Origin of the sequence: Rhodococcus sp. As11, from assembly GCF_048957735.1 — a bacterium.
Classification (GTDB): Bacteria; Actinomycetota; Actinomycetes; order Mycobacteriales; family Mycobacteriaceae; genus Rhodococcus; species Rhodococcus gordoniae.
Genome location: NZ_JARDJE010000031.1, coordinates 16,597 through 37,475 on the forward strand (window position 1 = coordinate 16,597; position 20,879 = coordinate 37,475).

15 protein-coding genes are annotated in these 20,879 nt (G+C 65.1%); 12 read left to right on the forward strand and 3 right to left on the reverse strand.

The annotated features are described in order from the left end of the window. The first annotated feature begins 7 nt into the window (after positions 1-7). The 8 genes from PV766_RS22995 (at position 8) to PV766_RS23030 (ending at position 10,356) form a co-directional block, all read left to right on the forward strand. Positions 8-1,498, forward strand: a complete 1,491-nt coding sequence (locus PV766_RS22995) for an AAA family ATPase (protein WP_272269558.1) — start codon at positions 8-10, stop codon at positions 1,496-1,498. Between the two features lie 25 nt (positions 1,499-1,523). After that, the gene (locus tag PV766_RS23000) at positions 1,524-1,922 is read left to right on the forward strand and encodes a hypothetical protein (protein ID WP_226949904.1); all 399 of its coding nucleotides are present in this window, start codon (positions 1,524-1,526) and stop codon (positions 1,920-1,922) included. 33 nt (positions 1,923-1,955) lie between these two features. After that, entirely contained in the window at positions 1,956-2,708 is a 753-nt protein-coding gene (locus tag PV766_RS23005; protein ID WP_272269566.1) for a hypothetical protein, read from the forward strand. Positions 2,709-2,710: 2 nt separating this feature from the next. Further along, complete coding sequence (locus PV766_RS23010) at positions 2,711-4,840, forward strand: hypothetical protein (RefSeq protein ID WP_272269569.1); 2,130 nt, start codon at positions 2,711-2,713, stop codon at positions 4,838-4,840. Beyond that, positions 4,840-6,432, forward strand: a complete 1,593-nt coding sequence (locus PV766_RS23015; RefSeq protein WP_272269571.1) for a hypothetical protein — start codon at positions 4,840-4,842, stop codon at positions 6,430-6,432. Before PV766_RS23010 ends, PV766_RS23015 begins: the two co-directional genes overlap by 1 nt. Before the next feature lie 155 nt (positions 6,433-6,587). Further along, positions 6,588-7,931, forward strand: a complete 1,344-nt coding sequence (locus tag PV766_RS23020; protein ID WP_033098666.1) for an ATP/GTP-binding protein — start codon at positions 6,588-6,590, stop codon at positions 7,929-7,931. Between the two features lie 296 nt (positions 7,932-8,227). Then, positions 8,228-9,739 (forward strand): type IV secretory system conjugative DNA transfer family protein, encoded by a 1,512-nt coding sequence (locus PV766_RS23025; RefSeq protein WP_421097995.1) that lies wholly within the window; start codon positions 8,228-8,230, stop codon positions 9,737-9,739. Further along, a complete protein-coding gene (locus tag PV766_RS23030; protein ID WP_106201996.1) occupies positions 9,736-10,356 on the forward strand; it encodes a hypothetical protein in 621 nt (206 codons plus the stop codon). Before PV766_RS23025 ends, PV766_RS23030 begins: the two co-directional genes overlap by 4 nt. Before the next feature lie 351 nt (positions 10,357-10,707). On the opposite strand, the gene PV766_RS23035 is transcribed toward PV766_RS23030, so the two are convergent. Beyond that, the gene (locus PV766_RS23035; protein ID WP_421097996.1) at positions 10,708-12,036 is read right to left on the reverse strand and encodes an MFS transporter; all 1,329 of its coding nucleotides are present in this window, start codon (positions 12,034-12,036) and stop codon (positions 10,708-10,710) included. A 483-nt stretch (positions 12,037-12,519) separates the two neighbouring features. Between PV766_RS23035 and PV766_RS23040 the strand changes: the two genes are divergently transcribed. After that, entirely contained in the window at positions 12,520-13,632 is a 1,113-nt protein-coding gene (locus PV766_RS23040) for a hypothetical protein (RefSeq protein ID WP_145964745.1), read from the forward strand. A 12-nt stretch (positions 13,633-13,644) separates the two neighbouring features. On the opposite strand, the gene mobF is transcribed toward PV766_RS23040, so the two are convergent. After that, positions 13,645-18,072: a MobF family relaxase gene (gene mobF / locus PV766_RS23045; protein ID WP_421097999.1), complete on the reverse strand. Its 4,428-nt coding sequence runs from the start codon at positions 18,070-18,072 to the stop codon at positions 13,645-13,647. Between the two features lie 267 nt (positions 18,073-18,339). Here mobF and PV766_RS23050 point away from each other — a divergent pair, with 267 nt between their 5' ends. The 3 genes from PV766_RS23050 (at position 18,340) to PV766_RS23060 (ending at position 19,575) form a co-directional block, all read left to right on the forward strand. Then, positions 18,340-18,756 carry a hypothetical protein gene (locus PV766_RS23050; RefSeq protein WP_421097997.1) on the forward strand — a complete coding sequence of 139 codons (417 nt, stop codon included), beginning with the start codon at positions 18,340-18,342 and terminating at the stop codon, positions 18,754-18,756. Positions 18,757-18,981: 225 nt separating this feature from the next. Further along, the gene (locus PV766_RS23055; RefSeq protein WP_248846309.1) at positions 18,982-19,290 is read left to right on the forward strand and encodes a hypothetical protein; all 309 of its coding nucleotides are present in this window, start codon (positions 18,982-18,984) and stop codon (positions 19,288-19,290) included. Positions 19,291-19,410: 120 nt separating this feature from the next. Continuing rightward, positions 19,411-19,575: a hypothetical protein gene (locus tag PV766_RS23060; protein WP_155621909.1), complete on the forward strand. Its 165-nt coding sequence runs from the start codon at positions 19,411-19,413 to the stop codon at positions 19,573-19,575. 230 nt (positions 19,576-19,805) lie between these two features. Here PV766_RS23060 and PV766_RS23065 read toward each other — a convergent pair whose 3' ends face one another. After that, a complete protein-coding gene (locus PV766_RS23065) occupies positions 19,806-20,810 on the reverse strand; it encodes a DUF4192 family protein (protein WP_421097998.1) in 1,005 nt (334 codons plus the stop codon). Positions 20,811-20,879: the final 69 nt, after the last annotated feature.

Genomic DNA, 20,879 nt, shown 5'->3' on the forward strand with positions numbered 1-20,879 from the left:
GAGCGTGATGGCTGACATCGCTGACTACAACCACGAACCGACCATCGACCCGCGTCGGCTGCGGCTACGCCCGAACCGTCCCGCTGTCGAACCCGAACCGGCCCCGGCTCCTGAGCCTGTAACCGAGGACATCGCCGATCCGTACGGGGTCGGAGTAGATGCTCTCGCGGCCGTCGACGAGCCGATCGCGCCGACAGCAATGCCGTCTACCGGGCACGGCGCACTGTTCGACGAGGCCGCCTCACCGGCACTTTCTCAGCCTGCTCAGTGGGGTTGGCGGGGTCGGATCAATGCAGCTCTGGGAACGAAACTGGCCCCGAAAGCGGCATCGGCAGAGACCGGCCACCGGGCGGCGGTCGAAGCGATCCAGCGAACGCTGCCGGGTTCGGGCACGGTCGCTGTGGTCAACACCAAGGGCGGAGCCGGCAAAACTCCGACGTCGATTGCGCTGGCAGCGATGCTCGGTAAGCATCGCGGCCGCGGGGTCGTGGCAGTGGATATGAGCGAGGCCGGCGGCACCCTCGGCATTCGCGCAGCGCGCACCGCACCCATCGAACGCACGGTGTGGGATGTCCTCGACAACGCATCGCGGCTGATGTCGGCCGACGTCGAGGCGGGGGAGCTGGCGGCGTATCTGCGGCTCCAGCCCACCCACGACGAGATCCTGGCCGGGGACACCGATTCTTCCTACGACGACATGCTCGGCGAGGACGAGTGCGCGGCGTTGGGCGCGGTGCTTCGTCGCCATCGCGACCTGTTGATTATCGACACAGCCACCACTCCGCAGGCCGGGGCATGGCAGTGGGCGGTGCGCCACGCCGACGTGCTGGTGGTGCCGCTGCCGATGCGCCGGGACATGGCGCAGCACGCCTACGCGATGCTCGACGGCCTCCGTAAGCGGGGGTTCGAGCATCTGGTGCGCTCTGCGATCGTGCTGCTGTGCGCGACACCGGGGTCCGATCCGAACCTCGAAACTGCGATTGTCGACGAGTTCGACTCTCTCGGTGTGCAGACCTACGTTCGGGTCCCATTCGAGCCGGTCTTCGCCACCGGTGAGCGGATCACGCTCGAGGCGTTGTCACAGAGTTCGATCATCGCGTGGACGAATGTCGCGGCGATGGTGACCGATGCGCTAGCCGAGGCCATCGTCGAGCGGCAGGCCGGACTCCGGCAACAGGGAGTACCGGCTCCGCCGACATTCGCGGCGGACGTTCCGAGCTTCGTAGCGCCCCAGCCGGCCCCGGCTCCCGAGTCGGTTCCCGCAGCTGAGCCGCCCCCGGCCCCGGTAGCCGAACCCGCTGCCGCTCCTGCTGACCGGGTGCCTGAGACGGACCCGGCCAGGGACCTGCCCCTGGACTACCGGCCCACCGCCGAGGCGGCGGAAGCGGCCCCCGAACCGGACGCCTCGAGCGAATCCGCAGTTGAGGTGCACCAACCGCCGGCCCCGGCCCGACGGCCGCAACCACCGAAGCCGTCGAGCTTCGATCCCTACGCCTGACCTTCTGTGTGAAAGGACCCCTGTGATGTCTCGCAATACCTCGATGCGGTCGCTACCTCGTAGCGTGGCCCGCGCTGCGTCCCTGCTGTCGGCCACGATCGGCACGGTGTTGCTCACCGCCGGTACCGCCTCGGCTCAGACCGACAATCCACTCGACGGAATCTCCCCTGATCTGGGGGTGTTCGGTCCTACGTTCCAGAGCACCTGGTCGCGGATTGCGGGCGGTATCTGGGGTGCGGTCCTGGCGGTATCCGCAGTCAACCTGATCATTTCGCTCTACAAGATCCGTAAGGCTCGCGCCGGGGGCTACCAGAGCGAATTGAGCGATTCGATGGATTCGGCCAAGACCGCTGGTGTGGCGTTCGGTTGCGTGGCCGGAGCCGGGATCATCGTCGGCGCCATCTTGTTCGTCGTCAACGGCTGATAGCCGATCTACCAGCACTGTTAGGAGAATCAGATGGCACCAGATTTCAGCTCGATCAAGCCGGGCTCCCAGCAATCGCCCCCGGCAACAGCAGCACCGACGCCAACATCCTCGGCGAAGACGGCAGAGACCAAAGGATGGAAGGCAGCGTTCGACAGACTGCCCTCATGGTTCAAGTACGGCCTGGTGATCCTGCTCGTGGTGACGATCCTCGGGATCATTCTCGCGGGGTTGAGCGGCGGTAGCTCGGAGTCCGACACGGTGCGGACCGGGCACGGTCCCAACTCGATCACCAACGGGATTCCGCATGGCTATGACCGCACCGAAGCCGGAGCACAGACCGCAGCAACGAACTTCGTGCAGGCCGCAAACCAGGTCTCTCTCGGTCGAATCTCTGCCGAGGAAGCCAAATCGGCCCTCGTCGGTAGCAACGCCAGCGATGCGCTGCTGGCAGTCCTTGACGAGAGCGTGACTCAGGCCGAGGGCACGGTGATGAACGTCCTTCCCGCCCTGGTCAACGTCACGGACTACTCGGATGACCGTGCGGTGGTGTCGGTGTGGGCAGTCTCGGCGAGCCAGAACGATCTGAGCGGCACGGGCAAGGTCAGCGTCCTTACTGTCTGGTCCACGACCACGGTGACCTTGGAGTGGGAGAACGGGGATTGGAAGGCCGTGGATTGGACGTTCCGGTCCGGTCCCGAGCCCGAAGAGGTCTCGTTCCCCGAAGGGGATTCCACTCTCGCCGAGTTCGGCGCGAACGGCCTCTACACCTTCTTCGTGGAGTAATCATGCGATCCCTTGTCCGTACTTTGCTTGCGGTGCTGCTGGCGGTGCTCGCGTTGGCCTCGAGTGCGACGCCTGCGTGGGCGCAGCCGCTCAGTGGCGCTGCCGAAGGGTGGCCTGCTGGGATGCCAGACGAGCTCAAGGAGTTCTTTCCCGGTCACCCGGAGTTCGAGGCGGCCGGGTGGTCGACCGATCCGGCGTGTGCGGACAAGGGTGGCGACTTCGGGCAGTACCTCGCGCAGTACCTCCGCTTCGACCAGCAAATTCTCTACTGGGCGTCCCCTGTGACGCAGCGAATCGCGCAGTACGCCGAACTGATGGGTGTTTCAGAGGACGAAGCGAAGCAAGCGGTGCTCGATGGCAAGGCTCCGACCACCTGGCCGGCATCCTTCCCCGGTGGCGACCCGGAGTTCTCGCCCTCGGCCAAGGTATGCGCTGCGGATCTGGCGAAGTGGTCGGAGCCCAGCGGGAACCACTGGGGATTTACCTGGGCGGCAGCACCCGACGCCAGTTCGATCGCAGTGATGAAGCAACAGAAGTGGGTCGATAACCTGCCGGACGACATTTTCGAGAATCCGTGCAGCGATCACGAGATGCTTTGCAACAGGGCTTATTTCCTCGACTGCGACAAGGGCACCAACATCAGCGAGATCAACCAGTGCCGGGGCTGGAACACACAGATCGGAGCGATGTTCGGTGGCATCTGGAACTGGAAAGAGCAGAACAAGGACTTCGCTGACCGGTTCCTCGATCTCGCCAGAGTCGGTGGTGTGGTCCTCAAGGCCGCCACGCCGCTTCAGATCCAGCTCGGCGTCGGCCTCGGTATGGCGGCCGTCGACAAGGCCGGAGATGTGGTCGCGTTCATCGCTGATCCGGGCAGCGTGATCGACGACTGGGCCAACAGCACCAAGGAAAGCGCGGTATCGCTGACCACCTCGGTCCTCGAGGGCTTGGCGAACATCCACGAGTTCAACCCGCGGGATGAAGGTTTCCTGCGGTGGTACGCGGTCAGTTGCGGAATCGGGGTGTTCGTCATGTCGATCACCGCACTGTTCACGATCTACCGAACCTCCGCACAGAAATCGACACGAATGGAACTGGCGCACAGCCTGATCGGATACGCCCCGTTAGGTGTGCTGTCGATGATGTTCGCCCCGGCCGCCGCCGAAATGTTGGTCCAGCTCTCGCACGCGCTGACCACCTCCCTGTCCGGACTGCTCAAGCAGGACTTGGAGCAGGCGGTGGTGTCAGTATCGGCAATGCTTGGAGGCATCACGAGCGACACCGTCGTCGGTGGCTCTCTGACCGGCATCGTGTTCTTCGGGTTGTTGTTTCTCGGGTCGCTGGCGTTGTTCTTCGGCATGTTGATGCACGCCGCTGCCTTGCCGATCCTCGCCGGCCTGACAGGTGTCGCGTTCGGATTGTGGGTGCATCCGAACCTGCGGAAGAAGGCGATGCGCCCGATCTTCGTATTCATCTCGATCGTGTTTTCCAAGCCGGTGATCTTCCTCGGTCTGGGGTTCTTAGCCACGGTGCTGATCGACAGCAGCGCCGGGGCTTACGTCGACGGTGACCTCGCATCGCTTGGCGCCTTGGCGATGTCGGCGGTGTGCATCGGACTGGTCGGACTCGCTCCGTGGTCGCTGCTCAAGTACGCCCCGTTCATGCCGTCCAGTGAAGATTCGGAAGGCTTCGGCGATACCGGATCGGCGACCGGACAAGGGCTGGGCGGCACTTTGCAGACCGCGCAGATGGCAATGATGGCCCGCGGCGGTGGTGGCGGGGGTGAGGTCGCTGCGGCCCGCTCCGCAGGGGCGGCACACTCCCATCCTGTCGGCGGAGGGGGCGTTGGTGGGGGAGTGGCCTCCACCTCGAACGGGTCGACGTCCCATAGTTCCGCCGGGTCGACCTCCCACCAGCACTCGGGTATTACCGCAGGTCATAGCGGTGGGGGGCGCGGTGGGGCGAGCACTCGCAAGCTCATGGGGGCAGCCAAGGGCCTCTCCGGAACGGTCGCATCGGCCGGGGTGGGAGCGGCTGTCGTGGCCGGGACCGTGGGCGGCGCAGCGCTGAACAAGGCAGCCCAGGCGGCACAGAACGCTCCTGAACGAGCCGACAACATGGGAGATCAGTGATGAGTGACAGTGAGCAGCGCACCTCGATCCTCGGCTCGGAAATCGCTCGCCGAGGACTGATCCCCGTTCCCGAACCGGTGCTGTTCGCCTATGCAGCGGCGCTGATGCTCTCGATGTTCCTGTTCGTCTTCTTCGGATCGACGATCTGGACACTGGCCGGTGTCCTTGCGGTGGTGGGCGGCACGCTGTGGGCGACAACCGACATCAACGGTCGCCGGTCTTGGGCGGGGGAGAAACTGCACCGGATCCGGGATCGGCGGCGGCGAAAGCACGGTGAACACGTCTACCGGGCGCCCGGTGATGAGTTGTACGGGGTGCTCGGAGCCGATCCGGGCTGGGAGTTCCCGGTGCCGCTCGGAGATGTCGCTCCGCTGGATCTGACCGATACAGGTCTCGATGACATGTTCATCCTCGAGCACCGGACGCCTGGTGACAACAACTACTACTCGGTGGTGCTGTCGATTCAAGGGCTCGCCGAAGGACTCCGCGGTGCAGAGGAATGGGCGGTGACCTCGCAGGCGTTCTCGCGCACGCTGGCCTCGTTCGCGCGCCGATCCTCGCTGCTTCGAGGGCTGGAGATGGTGCACCGCTCGGTGCCGGCCGATCTGACTCCGCACGTGGCGTGGATGGAATCGGTGGTGCGTGCGAATCCTCATGCACACCGGGTGATGCCTGCGGTCGAGTCCTACGGCCAGCTCATCGACGGTCTGGCCCCGGAGTCGGAAGAGCATCGTTGCTACGCCACGCTGATCTTCCCGAAGTCGGTCGAGTTGCTGTCGGCGGCCGGAGCGGTCGCCAAGCGTAAAGGCGTAGAGACGAAGGCCGGTATCGGCCAGGTCATCGTCGAGGAGACCATGCGGGCGGTCGGCGCGCTGACCTCGGCCCGGCTCGGGCAGGTGCAGGTGCTCGGCCAACAGCGTGCCTGTGCGGTCTTCCGCTCGATGCTCGATCCGTCCTACGCACTCGACGCCCACCGGGGCGCGAACTGGGGCAACTGCTGGCCGTCGTATGTCGGCGGAGACCTGTCGACACGGGTGTCCGACCGATGGGATACCCGAGTCGGGTTGATCCGACCCGGTTCGATCGAACCGATCCCGCTGCACGCTGAATGGCTCTCGCCGCTGTTGACCGGCGTCGACCCGGACCCCGGCGATCCTGTTGAGGGGCTTCCGGCCCAGCCAACAATCCGCACGGTGAAGATGCGGATGGATTTCGTCGATGCAGTCAAAGCGCGCCAGGTGGCACGCAAGGACGCGACCGAGGATGCAGCACGCCAGTACAAGGAGCGAAAGAAGGGCCAGGTCACCGACGGTGCATCGGAGGTCATGGCGTCGGCGTCGCTGCGTCGCCGCGAAGACCTCAAGCCGGGATCGGGACACCACGGGGTGATCTGGTCGATGGCAGTGTCGGTCACCGCACCGGATGAGGATGCGGTGATGCGGGCGTGTGCGCGGCTCGAGCAGGCCGCCGACCAAGCCGCCATCAAAGAGTTCACCTGGTTCGACGACAGCCACGATGTCGCGCAATTCCTCACTCTGCCGCTCGGCCGTGGACTCGCGGCCACCAAGTACACCCGGGCCAAGGGGGTCTGATGCCGTCACTACTGAACCGCAAAAAGGGCGCTACGCCTGCGCCGACCGCTCCGGAGGTAGATCAGGCGGACACGCCGGTGGTTCCTCGTCGGCGTCCGCCGAAGCGAAACAAGTGGCTCGACCGGTGGGGATGGTACGAGCCACGCCCGGAAGGGGTGTGGTCGACAACTCGCCAGGCCGAAGCGCTGAATCTGGCGACCACCCGCAAGAACGTGCGGCACGAAGGTCTCGTGTCGGGGCGGAACCTGATGTCGAATGCGCTGGTCATTACCGATCCGTTCGCGTTGTACGGAAGTGAGATCGAGAACATCAACGTCGCGGTGGTCGGTGACATCGGCAAGGCGAAGTCCTCACTGATCAAGACCACCCTGGGACTGCGGCAGATCGCGGCCGGCCGTCAGGTTGTGGTGATCGACAAGAAGCGTCAGGGTGATCGCGGTGGTGAGTACACCGAGCTCGCCAAGTCGCTGGGGGTGCCGTCGATCAGGTTCAAGACCGGCGGTGACGGTGCGCGGTTGAACATCATGGACCCGGCGATTTCGTCGTCGGTGACCACTTCTGGTGGCATCGTGCCGGCCGGTCAAGAAGTGCTGATTGCCGCGGTACTCGAGGACACCATGCAGCGGACGTTGGTGCAGACGGAGATCGCGGCGCTGAACCTGGCGCTGAGACTGGTCAACGAACGTGCCCGCAGCGAGGGCACCGAGCCGATCCTGCGTGATGTCGCCGATCTGCTGCTATCCACGCCGGAGGAAGCGACAGTCACCTTCGGCGAGGTGTGGGAGAAGGAAGCGTGCCGGTGGGGTCGTGATCCGGGCCTGGCGCTGCGGCAGCTCTGCGAAGGAGATCTGCGAGGGTTGGTCGATCAGCCGACCTCGGCCGATGTCCGTCATGCGCTCGACCATCCGCTCGTGCACTTCGACGTGTCCGAACTGCCCAACAAGGGACCGGCGCTGCGGGTGGTGATGACGGTCATCAATACGTGGCTGTCGAATGTCCTCGCCGCTCGCGCATCCGAGCACAAGCAGACCATTCTCATCGTCGAGGAAGGCTGGCACATCGCGGAAGGCTCGACCGGGCGGGTTTTCCGCGACAATATGAAGCTCTCTCGCGGCCTGGGCCTGTCCACGGTCTCAGCGTTCCATCACATCGCCGATCTACCTGCGGATTCTCCGGCCCGGGCGTTGATGCAGGAAGCCGGGATCGTGTTCCTGTATGGACAGGATCGGGTGGACGATGCCGAGCAGACGGTTCGCATGTACCACCTGCCCGAATACTGCGTCGATCTGCTGATGTCGATGCACAAGGGGCAGTGTCTCGTGGTGATGGGCAAGTCCGATCCGGTGCTGATGAAGCACGAGCGGTCCCCGCTCGAGATCACCCTCACCGACACCGATGAGGTCATTCGGGGTGAGGCGAGCACGCTGGTCGGGCAGACCCGGCTCCCGGACACTCTCGATGCCGAGGAATTGGCCGAGCTGGTGGGGGCGGTGCAGTGAACGAGCGGGGTCAGCAGCGGCCGACACATCCGGTGATTCCGGTCGGTACTGGCCTGGTGGTCGTGGTGATCGGCGGGGTCCTGTGGACGGTGTACGCCGGGGGCGCGGTTGCCGGCCTGGTGACCGGGGCGGGTCCGGTGTTCCCGGAAGGGCTGTACGGCACGTTGTCGGTGTTGCGGGCGTTGGTGCTCACGCCGGGTGACCCGACGGTGGGCTGGCCCGAGGACTCGCGGCCGGGTTCGGCGGTTGCGGTGTGGGTGTGCCTGATCGCAGCGATGCTGGTCTATATCGCCGTCGTGCTCGTGATCGACGGGAAGGTTTCGGCACGTCAGCGCGCTAAGCGCACGCGCCAGGAAGGGTTTGCGGACCGGGCGGAGCTGCGGCAGCGCGGCCTCGATCGCAAGAGCGCGGTGAAAGCAGCGAAGACGAATCGGGCGAGCTTGGGTGATACTCCGGCCCGCAAGATCGACGCGCACCAGGTGGCGACCCGGATCGGCACGCTCTACGGCGAGCATGGCAAAGATGCCGAGGTGTTCGTCCAGTACCGGGACGGCACGCTGGTCGAGGGTCCGACCGGATCGGGCAAGAGCTGGCGGTTGGCTTGGCAGCGGATCGTCGAGTCGGTCGGGTTCGTGCTGGCCACGACCACCAAACCTGATCTGCTGTGGTCGACGGTGGGGCAACGGTTGGCCTCCGGCCCGGTCGAGGTGTTCGACCCCGAGGGCATCACGCGGTGGCCGACGCCGATGCGGTGGTCCCTGCTGGCCGGCTGCGATGACCCGGACACGGCGATCCGGCGTGCCGATGCGCTGGTTCAGGCTGTTCCCCTCGGCGATACCAAGAACGGTGGGTACTTCTCGACGAACGCAGCGAAGTACCTGCGGTGCTGTCTGTATGCGGCCGCGGTGTCCGGTGGGGATGTGACCACCTTCTATCGCTGGGCGATGCAGCGGCAGGTGCCGAAGGTCAAGGAGATTCTGGACCGGGACCTGCCGACGTGGAGCGTGGAGTATTCGCAGCTCGGCGGCTCGGGATCGGATTCGGTCGATGATGTGATGTCGACGGTCTCGACACTGCTCGATCCCCTCGCCTCACCGAAGCTGATGGCGGCAGTCAATGTCACCGCCGATGAGTCGGTGAACCTCGCGCAGCTCATCCGCGACGGCGGGACGCTGTATCTGATCTCCGAAGGCTCCTACGGTTCGAGCGCACCGATCGTCACGGCGTTGGCGGCGGAGGCGTATTACCTGGCCAAAGAGATTTCGCGGGAGTACCCGGAGGAGAGAATCGACCCTCCGGTGCGGTTCGTTCTCGATGAGGTCAACAATGTCGCGCCCATCCCGGATCTGCCCGACAAGGTCTCCGACAGCGCCGGGCGAGGAATCTCGATCTGGGCGTTCTGCCACGGTCAGGAGCAGAACATCCGGCGATGGGGTCCGAGCGCGGGGAAAATGTTCACGACGAACTCGCCTGTGCGGATCGTCTTGCCCGGCCTCGGTGATGTGAACGAGCTCGAGCAGATCTCCCGATTGACCGGTGAGCGTGAAGAGTGGTGGTCTCCGACGCAGGCTCCTCGGCAGACGAAGGTGATGACTGCCCCGGAGATTCGCGGAATGCCTGCTGACCAGGCGTTGATGATCTACCGGGGTGCGGCTCCGGCGCGGGTTCATCTCCCGCTGGTGTGGGACATTCCGCACTGGAAAAAGCGGGTGCTCGACTCTCAAGAGGTCTACAACTGGGTCTGTGAGACGGGGGAGCTGCCCGATTGGGCCTGGTCCCGCACGGGCGGGGAAGTGGTGCTCGGATGAGCGGGTACACGCCGGGCCGGCTGTCGTGGCGGCATCTCGACCAGGAACAAGCACAACAGTTGTGGGACGAGTTGATCGAGTGGGTGGAGTGGTTTCGCGGCTGCTACCGGCTCACCGATCGGATCAAGGGTTGCTGGTATCGGCACCCGAAGATGGTCGAGGAATTGACGGCGGCGATGTCGGCGCACAAGGTCGCCTACGAACAGCTCGGCGATGGTCAGGTGCATTCGTGGTCGCCGGGAAGTTGGCACTACCAGGTCTATCAACCGCTTCTGCAACGGCTGGCGGCCAACTCCGACGAGTTCGGCGACTGTATCGACGGGCGCTGTGAGCCCCCGACGGTGCAGGTCACGCTGCTTGATGGGGTGCGGGAGTGGATCGCGGCGGACATCGCGGCGCGGCCGACCCCGATCGCGGCGGCGGTCGCTGCGACCGGATCGCTCCCGGACTCGGGCAATGGGGCGGGGCCAGCGGTGATCGACGCTGCGCGGATGGTCGATCTGATCGACTCAGGCGATGCCGAACCGGTCGAACCTGACGACGAGTTCGGGCCGGTCTCGTATGACGGTCACGTCTGGCAGTGGTCCGACGATACGGAGGGATACGTGCGGACCTAGAGACTACCGGGGAACATCACCAGGCCGGACTCACCACCCGGCCGTTCCTCGGTGTGGTGGCCGGTCGTTGGAAGTGCCCGCTCAGGTACCGAGGGCCGGCCACCACGATCAAATTGAGATCACTAAGAGATCGCGCGGATAAGGCGTGAGTCAAAGGCTGTGGGCGGGTCGTATGTCCCACCTGTGGTGCGTTCGGGAAGCAGCGCTTGGAACTGGCCCACAACGGGTCGGTGATGAAGTTGGGGAGGACAGGCACGGCGTCTTCTGTGTGTTGTCAGCAGAGGGAACAGGCGCGCCCACCCCTGCGGCAGAGGTGCAACTGCGACAGGGGCGAGCGTCGTGGTGTCCGATCTATGCGTCGGCCGGGGCAGCACCCGGAGACCGGCCGATGACCACCGCGCCGAGGACCAGTCCTGCGATCGCCAGGACCGCAGCAACGAGGAACGGATCACCAGCGTGCAGGGCCGGAGCGAACCCGATTCCCACGTAAACGGCCACACCGGTCGCGCCGCCGAGCTGGTCGGCGGCGCGCTGGACGCCCGAGGCGATCCCGGCGTCATCGTCCGTGCTCCCACTGACCGCGATGTACTGCAGGCCGACGAGACCGAAACCCATACCCGCCGCGATCAGCAGCATCGCCGGGAACAACCATGCCGCCCCACCACCGAGGACAGCGGCGACAGCGACCGCGACCATCGCGCCTGCGGCGCAGACGAGCCCGATCATCACACACGCACGCGCACCCCAGCGCTCGAGCAGGTGCGGCACGAGCATCGACGCCGCGATCAGTGCCACCGCCAGCGGCAGCATCGTCAATCCTGCCCCGAGCGGCCCGATGCCGAGCCGGTCCTGCAGATAGAAGGTGAACAACAGGAACGAGGTCGACAGCGCTCCGCTGAGCAGCATGGTGGTCAGGTTCGCCCGCACCCGGGAGCGGTCGGCGAAGAACGCCAACGGGACCATGGGGTTCGGCGACCTCGCCTCGACCTTCACGAACCCGATGGCGGCTGCTGCCGCACCGGCCACCGCGGCCATGCTCAGCCACGGACTCGTGCCGGGTCCGCCGGCCTCGACCACGGCGTAGACGAACAGCAGCGGGCACGCCGTCAGCAGGAGCGCGCCGGGTAGGTCCAACCGAACCTGTCTCCTGGGTGCGGAGCGGTCGGCCGGAACCAGGAAGAGTGCAGCCACGATCACGATCAGGATGAACGGCACCGAGATGAGGAAAATCCAACGCCATCCCAGGTGGGCAGTAATGATCCCGGACAGGGCGAACCCGACGACCAGACCGCAGCTGGCCACGGCCGCCCACACGCTCAGCGCGCGCGAGCGGCGCGGACCCTCGGGGAACAGCAGCACGATGGTCGCCATCGCCGCGGGCAGCGCGACTGCCTCACCGGCCCCCTGCAGGAGACGAGCTGCGACCAATATCGGGAATGAGGGGGCCAGTCCTGCCAGCAGGGACGCCGCGCCGAACAGGATTGTGCCTGCCAGGAGGGTGCGGCGGCGGCCCAGCAGGTCGCCCAGTCGACCGCCGAGCATCAGCAGCCCGCCACCGGTAATCGTGTAGCCGACCACGACCCAGGTCAGGGAGTGGCCGTCGACGCCGTAGTCCGCACCGATCGCAGGCAACGCGATGTTGACCACGGTCACGTCGACCGCGATAAAGAACTGCAGCATAGACATGGCGCACAACACGAGCCATGCGCGTACCGGGGCGGAACTGTGCCCGCGAGAAGTAGAGGAAATGCCTGAAAACATCGGGTGCTCCGTCGCTCTGAAGAGTTACCGAGCAGCACACAGGGCCGCTCCGGACTGGTTCACGAAGCGGCTGGACGTGCCAGATGAAAGTGTTGCTATGAGCTGGTCGTCCCGCCGCTAGCGGGACGACCAGGTCACTGCCGCGCACGCGGCCGAGCACGAAGCGCCGGACATGCCTGAAACCCTATCAGCGAGCATCCACTCTCATGTCACAGCCGTCTGCGTCTGCACCTATCCGCGCAATCTCTAAGGGTGGCGGAACCGAGTTCATAGCAATTGCTCCCAACGAGACTGCGGACTGGCAACGGCTTGAATTCTGACGGGTGAATGTTTGCGGTGGGAGGTCTCTTCGGCTTACCTGACCTGGTGAAGTGTCTTAAGGAGTTGGCCAAGAAGTGGAACGTGGAGCAGTACGCATGGGGGGCTGGTCTTTGCTTCGCAGGAACCCTCCTGATCGCACTGTTCATTGCCGCAGGAACTGCGTCTTTAGGCGAATGGATAACGCGAGCAGTTGCTATCGCTTCGGTCGTGGTCGCGATGCTTTCCCGCCAACAATCAAAGCGTTCGGCCGACGCGGCTCAACAGAATGCCGCTCTCGCTGCTGCCCAAGAGGTTCGGCGACGTCACAGATTGGTCCTAGACCCTCACCCCATCCCGTACAGACATGTACTCCGTAATGCCGGAACGGTCGCGGCAACGCAAGTGGAGGTCGTCAATAGCGACGACTTTGCCCATGTCAAGTTCGTAGGAGTCGACGACCCTGTCTCCATTGCTCCTGGACAGTCACGGGCAGTGGACATGGTGACTACCTGGGGAGGCGGGGGCGTCCAAGCCACCTTCGAATGGATTCCGGAAGGTGAAACTGAGAAGAAGACATGGACTGAAGTGATTTACCCGTCTGCATCAGAAGCCGTAGACCGGGGGAAGGATCAGCAAGCAAAGGATGCTCGCAAGCACAGAGAAGAAGACATCGATCGGGAGTACCGGCGTGAACTCCGCTCGCTGATTCTCCAGCTCGGGGACGCGTACGCCCAGTACAAGGTAGATCCGACTGGCCCGGGAAATCGCCTTCGCGTTCAGCTACTTACGGCCGCGCTGCCGCCGAGGCTTGCCCGAGAAATCGGGTATGAGGTCGACGTTCCGCGAGATGTGTGGGGGCCGGATGAATACCCGTTCCACCATCACCTGGACCCGGCCGACGCTCATCTTATCGAGGACATCGTGCCGGAGCTCGAACTGATCTGGAATATGCGCCAGGTCGAAGGCACTCGCGTATACGGTCCCACCGGTGCACCCGGACCTGAGGAGGAACCCCGAATTTGGTGGGCTGTTCAAGGTTATGTCGATCGAGTAAAGGATCGGGAGGCGGGAGTACGTCACCTCCGCAGGTCACCTAGAGACCAACAACACCACGATGAAGCGATGGCCGACATACGGCGATTTCAGGAGCGCATGAACTCGGTCCATCAAACGGAAAGTGATTCCATTTCTCCCCAAGCCGATGGGAACGAATGACGTTAGATCGGGTTAGACGCGCCAGCTTCTTTCCTTACCATGCCCGAAGTCGGGGCGTGGCTCTGCTTCCATGCCGGGCCTGCGATGCTCGGGTTCGTGATGTTCCTGCTGTTCGCGCAGCTTGGAATGTTGGCGTTCGATGTGTGTCCAGTCGAGTGCGGCGCGGCGGTCCTTGGGGCGGCCTCCGGCGAAGGTGTCTTTATCGGTGATGTGATGGGCACTGCGGTAGGCGGCGGCGTCTGCGATGGTGGCCCGCCACAGGACAGTGTGTTCGGGATCGTCGGGGCAGGCGCCGAGGCTCGCGTGCGCCCAGATCGGTGCGGTGTCGTCGGTGAGCTGGTCGCGGTAGTCGCGGTGGAGCTCGGCGATGGTCTGGTAGTCCTCGCGGATCGTGGCGGCGAGTTCGGGGTCGATGGTGTCGGCGTCGGACACGGGTGCGACGACCCATTCGGGTGCGTCGGGGTTCGTGAGGTCTCGGCCGTCGGCGGCGATGCGGTCGAGTTCGGTGAGGAGCATGGTCGCTGGGGCGGTGGCTCCGGCCCGCTCTGCCAGATCGGCCACGACTTCCTCGATGCTCGCTCCGGTGAGGCGGTGGAGATGTTCGATGCGTCCGGCGATGGCTTGGGCGCGTTCGTCGTCGGTCTGCAACGCGAGCGTGGGCAGGTGCTCGGCGATGGTCTCTTCGTGCTCGGTGAGCCATGCGGTGTTGCGGCGGGCGATCAGCTCGGTCAGGGGCTTGGCCATGTCGGAGCGCAGCGCGGCCGCGGTGGTGTCGACGCCGTTTTCGGCCAGGCGTTCGTGGTGCCAGGTGAGCAGGTTGATCGGGTCGACCCCGGCTTGGGCGGCGCGGTGGAGCTGGCGGGCGAGCAGTCGTGCGGAGGATTCTTCGGCGATGCGGGCACCGAGTTCTTCTCCGAGTGCAGCAGTGGCGAGGGTGCGAACTCTCTGTGTTTCGAGCAGTGCGGAGGTGTCGCGGTAGCGGCGGATGACCTCGCCGATGCCGGTGTCTGCGGCCGCGGCGCGGTCGGTGGTCTCGGTGTAGCGGCGGGCGCATTCGACCGCGAAGTCGTGCATGTCCGCGTCGGTGTGGAGCGGGTCGCGGATCGGTAGCGGCGGCAATGTCGGGTGTTCGGTGAACTGGCCGACGATGGCGCGGGTGCGGTGGGCGAGGACCGCTCCGATGTCTTTCGCTCCGGCGAGGGGGCCTTCGGCAAGGGCGTGTCCGAGGAGTGTGCGGGTGCTGTGGCCGTGGTCGTGGGCATCGGCGAGGACCTGGCGGAGCTGTGCCCATCCTTCGGTGCCTTCGATTGTGGCGGCGATGTGTTCGGGGAGGGTGCGGCGCATCTCGGTCTCGAGTGCGTCGTCGCGGAGGCGGCGTTGGGCGGCCAGATATGCCTCGCGCAGCCGTTCCGGGTCGGTGGCGTGGGCGGCTTGTTCGGCGAGTTCTTCGGTGGCGGTGCGGTGGCCGTTGTCGGTGGCGACGACGGTTTCGAGGATCATCCGGCCGGTGGAGACGTTCTTGTCTTCGAGGTGCGGGCGCTCGGTGTCGAGGTTGACGGGCACGTCGACCGGGACGTAGATCCGGTTGTCGGTGCGGGCGCGGGTGACGGCCACATACAGCCCGGAGCGGTCCATCTCGGGGGTGATGATGGCGTGGGCGGTGTCGACGGTGACGCCCTGGGCGCGGTGCACGGTGGAGGCGTAGCCGAGTTGTACGTGGGTGCTGATGTAGTCGGCCGGCAGGGTGATGACGCCGCCGTGTTCGAGGTGCCGGACGGTCAGTGCGCCGCGTTCGGAGACGACATCGAGCACTTCCCATAGGTCGCCGTTTCGCACGAACGCTCCGGCTTTCTTTCCGCCGGAGGGGTTCAGATCGCGGCGGTTGCTGCGGGTGAGCACGATGTCGCCGCGGCCTGCGGTGAGTTCCTCGGCGAGAGCGACGGTGGTGGATTCGTCGCTGGTTCCGTCGTGGCGGCGTACGGCCTGGACTTGGGTGTTCGCTGCCGTGACGTCCTCGCGGGTGGGCAGCATGACGATGGATTCTTTGCCGTCGGCGAGGTCGTGGAGGTAGTTCTCGACGGCCTGGCCGATCATTTCTTCGCGCGTTCCTTCGCGCACGAGGTCGCGTTCGTAGATCAGGTCCAGGCCGGTGGAGTCACCGGATCGCAGCAGCATCGAGTTTTCGGCTTGGGCGGTGTCGTTGCCGAATCGGACCACGGTGTCGAGTTCGGGAGCGTCGGTGTTCTGCGCCAGATAGCGCAGCATTCCGCCGGTTTCCACAGCGTCGAGCTGGGCCGGGTCACCGAGTAGGCGGACGACTGCGCCACGTTCCTTGGCGATCTCGACGACGGCGGCGAGGTCGAGGGTGGAGGCAAGGGATGCTTCGTCGACGAGCAGCATCGTGCCCGGTGCGATGTCGATGCCGGCCGGAAGTGTGCCGGGGCGACTGCCGACGAGACCGCGCCAGGGGTAGGTCAGGGAGGCCAGGGTCAGGCCGGTGACGCCGACTTCTTCGCCGAGTGTTTCGGCGGCGACTGCGGAGGGTGCGAGGGCTATGACGCCCCGGCCTTCGTTCTGCCATGCCTGCACGACGGCTTTCATGCTGGTGGTCTTGCCGGTTCCTGCGGGTCCGACACCGACGGCCAGCAGTGCCCCGGATTGCAGGAAGTGCTCGGTCAAGGTGCGCTGGCCGGCGTTGAGGTTGCGCCCGGTTTCGGCGCGCATCGTCTCGTACACCTCGTGGATCGGGGCGGTGCGAGCGGTGAAGACGGTGGGTTCGCTGGTGGCCGATACCAGTATCGTTTCGGCGTCGAGGATGCGCTGAGAGCTGTGTTTGTGGCTGCCGTGGTGGGACAGAACGAAGTCGCCGTTACGTCGGCGCAGATGCCTCGGGATCGCGGGCAGCTCGACGCGTGGGGTGGTGACCGACAACTCCACGACCCGGCTGGTGAGTCGATCGACTTCCGTCCGGTAGGTGTCGAGGTCGGGGAACGTCTCACCGCCGAGGTGGGCCTGGACTGCGGAGACGATGTGTGGCAGTTGCCAGCGCGAGCGCTTGGATTCGAGCTTGGTGATCACGGCTCGGGCGTCGTCGTCGAGGCTGCGGCGCTGTGGCCTCGGGGCGTGATCGGCGGCGAAGGCGTCGCGGACGAGCTGGTCGACGGCCTCGTTGCCGCCGAGGATTTCGGCGGCCTTCTCGCGCCATTCTGCGCGCATCTCGGCGAGTGATTTCGCGTCGGCCTTGCCTTCACGGGTGTCGAGGGTTGCTTGTTGATAGAGCTGATACATCGTCTTGGCGTCAGGCATCCGCTGGTACTTGGCGCGGTACTCGGCCACGAGTTCGTCGCGGCGGGCCTCGATTGCGCTGCGGCGGGAGCTGAACATCTCGAGCATGTCGCGGGGAATGGCGGCCAGTTCGACGACGGGTTGCTTGCCCTGCTCGATCTCGCGGTGGGTCAGCTCGAGGCCGAGTTCGGTGCTCAGGCGCTGCATCACTTCGGCGTTGAATCGCTGCGAGGCGGCGACGGCGAAGCGGAACATTGTCGATCCGTCGACGGCTCGCCACTTGCCGTCTTCGGCGGCCTGGGTCTTGATCGACACGACGGCGTGGGTGTGCAGGTTGGGGTCCCCGCAGCGGGAATCGAAGTGCTTGTAGAGGGTCGCGACGAAACCGTTGGTGTCGATCTGTTCCTCGCCGTTGCGGCCAACGCGAGTGAAGCAGGCGTTCTCTTCGAGCCACCGGAGGGTGTCTTTCACCGTGGCATCGACGATTCGCTCGATCTCGATGCGCGTCTCGTTCGGTGCCAGTGCCCACAGGCTCGACACGCTTTTGGGTGGTGTGAAAACCAGGTCGTGGCCGGCTACCGGGTGTCGGACTTTGCCCTTCTCGTGGGCGATCCAGTTCCGCAATTCGGCCTCGTTCGCGACTGGCCGGCCGTGCTTGTCTTGGAACATTCCTCCGGCGATGCGGTCGAGGATCGCAGCGGATTCCTCCGGGCTCGGGGCGTGTCCGTGGGTATCGGTGTACTCGGCGATTTCGGCCGCGTGTCGGTCGAACAGCTCGACGTTGTTCTTGAAGGTCGGGAACTTTCGCCCGAGTCGAGCGAGCCGGATTGCGTCCTCGGAGGGGACGCCTCGATCGATGAGTTCGGCGATCATGGCGTCGGCATTCGGATGGAGACCTTCGCCGAACAAAGCCTTCATTTGCGCCTCGGTGACGACATCTCCGACCGAGATCCGGTCGGCGTTCGCGACGTGGATGTCGTCGAGAAGGTCGTTCAAACCGTCGACACCTGAGCCGAACCATTCGCCGGGGGGTGTGCCGTGTGCGGTGTAGTAATCGGTCAGTTCTGCTCCACGTTCACGCTCGCGGTCGGCTGTGGCGACCTGACGTGTCAGGTACTCGTAGCCGTCCGCTGCGTGCAGGACGTGGAGGGTCATCACGGGATCGATCTTAGCGGTACGAACGTGCAGGTTGGAAGCGAGATTCCCGAATGTCAGTAAAACTGCAAGAGGTGTGTCCCCTTCCTTCTGTTGCTGGTGCCCGGATACGGTGCGATGTAGATCGGTATGGCCGGCGGTCGCAGACCGCTCCGGCGAAGCGACGAGGTTGGTCGGGCTGCTGGTTTAGACTCGGCGTGAGTTGTTGTAGAAGGGAAGGGTGTCGCAGTGAGTGGTTCGGGGGATGCGGTGCACAACGAGACCAAGGTGATCTCGGCACGCAGTCAGGCACGGTCGAAGCTGTCGGAACGGCGCGCTGAATTGCTCAAGCGGATAAGCGACAACCAACGCGACCTCGAGCGCGCGTTGGCGTCGCTGGAGAAGGTGGACAAGGCCGCTGTTCGTCGTGATGCAGCGATCGCCAAGGCGAACGAGGAGTTCGAAAAGAAGAAGGCTGCGGCCGAACTCGCGGCGGGCAGGTCGCTGGCGCAGGTTGCTGGACGTGGCGAGACCGCGACCTCGATCTCCGAACTCGTCGATCTCGACGTGGCGATGGTGCGCCGGTTGGTGAAGCTGGCCGAAGAGAACAACGACTCGACGCCTCCCGCACAAGGATCGAGCGAGGGCGGCAGTGAGGCGAACGAACCGACGCCCGAGGTGCCTGTAGCTGCTTCCGGCTCCTGATCGGGCAGCAAGCAGCGGCGCGAGGTCAGAGACGGAGCCACTGTGCGGTGGGCGCCAGAAGACGAGATCGAACGGACTCGCTTCTTCCAACGCGTGGTGTACGGACCGGACTTGGATTCCTGTCACCTCTGGGTCGGTGCACTCGGTGACGACGGCTACGGACGATTCTGGATAGCTCGAGACGGTCATCAGATCGTGGTCCGACCGCACCGTTACGCGCTCGCTGTGGAGCTGGAACGTGGCCTCGAGGACAACGAAGTGGCGATGCACCGGCGTTGTGACAACCCGCTGTGCGTCAACACGGGCGATGGTGATGCCTTCGCTGCCCATGTGGTGCTCGCGTCGGCCGCTGAGAACATGGCGGACATGGGGCGTAAGGGTCGCGGCGGGGGCCGGCGGTTGTGGTTCGGCGCCGACCGTGCTGAACGTGCTCGACGCTCACGAGCGGTGCGCGAGGCGGTCTTGCGATATGGCTGGGATCAGCACGCGATCGAGACAGCCCTGTACGACGGGGCGCAAGGAACGCTGTGGTAGTTGGCAGGCGATCGTCTTCTGATGTGTCGAGGCGGTTGGTTCGGCCACGGTGGATATTCGATGATGAGAGTTGACCGTTGCACGCGAGTCGGGGCGGTTTCGGAGACGTTAGGGGTTCTTATGCAGCGAAGTGAAGCGGAAGCGGCCTTGCTCGGTGCCGTGCTCGAGGTGATGCCGATTTCGGACCTGGCCCTCGATGCGGCGGTCGCTGGCATACCGGTGTTGGACGTACCCCGTACTCGCAGCATCGACATCTGCTTCTCGGATAAGCCGGACATTCTCTGACGGCTCGCCTGAATCGCACCGTGACGATGCACGGTTGTTGCACTGCGGTTGGGTGTTGTCCCGGCGCGGTGGCGCGGATCCGTGCGCGAGCTGCGGGAGAAGTCGGGCGAAGGGGCTCGATGCCCTGAGCTCGGCCCTGCGCGCTGCGGAAGGTGCGGGCGGGTTCGTTGGTGAGTTGGAGATAGGGCGAGGCCCCGCACCGGTCGGTGCGGGGCCTCGTGGTGTGTTTGTCAGTCCTCGGGGGTGAATCCGAATTCGGGGAGGACGTTTCGACCGGCCTCGAGGACTTCTTGCACTCCCTTGGCGTGCAGGCCGTGGTCGACGACTTGGCGGATGAGAAGCGCGAGCTTGGGGATCTGGGTCTCGTGGGCTACTCCGTTCTCGATGGCGTCGAGGGCGACGGCGGCGCGGACTCCGTAGCCGTGTGCGTAGGCGACGGCGGCGAGGACGGACAGGATCGTAAAGCGGGCGTAGCCGGAGGTCTTGCGGGCGGCGTCGGTCAGGATGGCGACGGCGGCGACGTTGCGGGAGAAGTACAGGGCCACGTCGCGGGCGCGGGGGTTGTCGGTGAGGGTGATCGCGACGGCGACGGCTTCGGGATAGGTCAGCTCGCGGGGTGCTTCGATCGCGTCGCGCAGCGTCTCGAGGTTCGCGGCGTCGGTGATTTCGGGAGCCTGGGCGCGGGCCTGGCGCGCGTCCCACTGGCGCTCGAACAACACTCCGAGGTCTTCGGCGGGTGCGAGTTCGGCGGCGAGCGCGTCGCGGCTGGGGGCAATGGGTGCGCGGCCGTCGATGACTCCGAGGACAGCAACGGTGCTCGCGAGGATGTCGCCGAGTTCGCCGGATTCGGCGCTGGGGAAGTTGAAGAAGGTCTCACCGGCGGTGTACTCGGGCAGGACGGCGGCGATGGGCACGGCCAGACCGAGCGTGTAGGCGTGGCGGGTGGCGGCGAGAAGGGTTTCCTCTGCGGTGTCGCCGTTGGGGTGGATGCTGACGAGTGCGGCGATGGTGGCGTTGAAGTCGGCGGACTCGGCGGCGGCCATGAGCTTGTCGAGAGCGACAACGGCGGTGGCGTTGTCGTGGTCGAGGCGGGCGAAGGGGCCGGTCGTTCCCTGGGGATCGAACAGGGCGATGACGAGGGATTCGTTCGGGACCATGCCGACGAAGGCGGGGATGCCTTCGATGAACTGGGCGGTGTTGAGGCGGGTAACGGGGCCGTTCTCGTTGTTGTTCATGCCTCTAGTTTACATCTGTTTTGATGATTTTTCGATGTTTTGTTGGTGCTTTTCGGGTGCTTTTCTGGT

Coding starts and splice junctions, on each gene's coding strand:
- PV766_RS23015 (WP_272269571.1), top strand. CDS start 4,840: ATGAGTGACAGTGAGCAGCGCACCTCGATCCTCGGCTCGGAAATCGCT.
- PV766_RS23005 (WP_272269566.1), top strand. CDS start 1,956: ATGGCACCAGATTTCAGCTCGATCAAGCCGGGCTCCCAGCAATCGCCC.
- PV766_RS23000 (WP_226949904.1), top strand. CDS start 1,524: ATGTCTCGCAATACCTCGATGCGGTCGCTACCTCGTAGCGTGGCCCGC.
- mobF (WP_421097999.1), bottom strand. CDS start 18,072: ATGACCCTCCACGTCCTGCACGCAGCGGACGGCTACGAGTACCTGACA.
- PV766_RS23030 (WP_106201996.1), top strand. CDS start 9,736: ATGAGCGGGTACACGCCGGGCCGGCTGTCGTGGCGGCATCTCGACCAG.
- PV766_RS23035 (WP_421097996.1), bottom strand. CDS start 12,036: ATGCTGCAGTTCTTTATCGCGGTCGACGTGACCGTGGTCAACATCGCG.
- PV766_RS23065 (WP_421097998.1), bottom strand. CDS start 20,810: ATGAACAACAACGAGAACGGCCCCGTTACCCGCCTCAACACCGCCCAG.
- PV766_RS23060 (WP_155621909.1), top strand. CDS start 19,411: ATGCAGCGAAGTGAAGCGGAAGCGGCCTTGCTCGGTGCCGTGCTCGAG.
- PV766_RS23010 (WP_272269569.1), top strand. CDS start 2,711: ATGCGATCCCTTGTCCGTACTTTGCTTGCGGTGCTGCTGGCGGTGCTC.
- PV766_RS22995 (WP_272269558.1), top strand. CDS start 8: ATGGCTGACATCGCTGACTACAACCACGAACCGACCATCGACCCGCGT.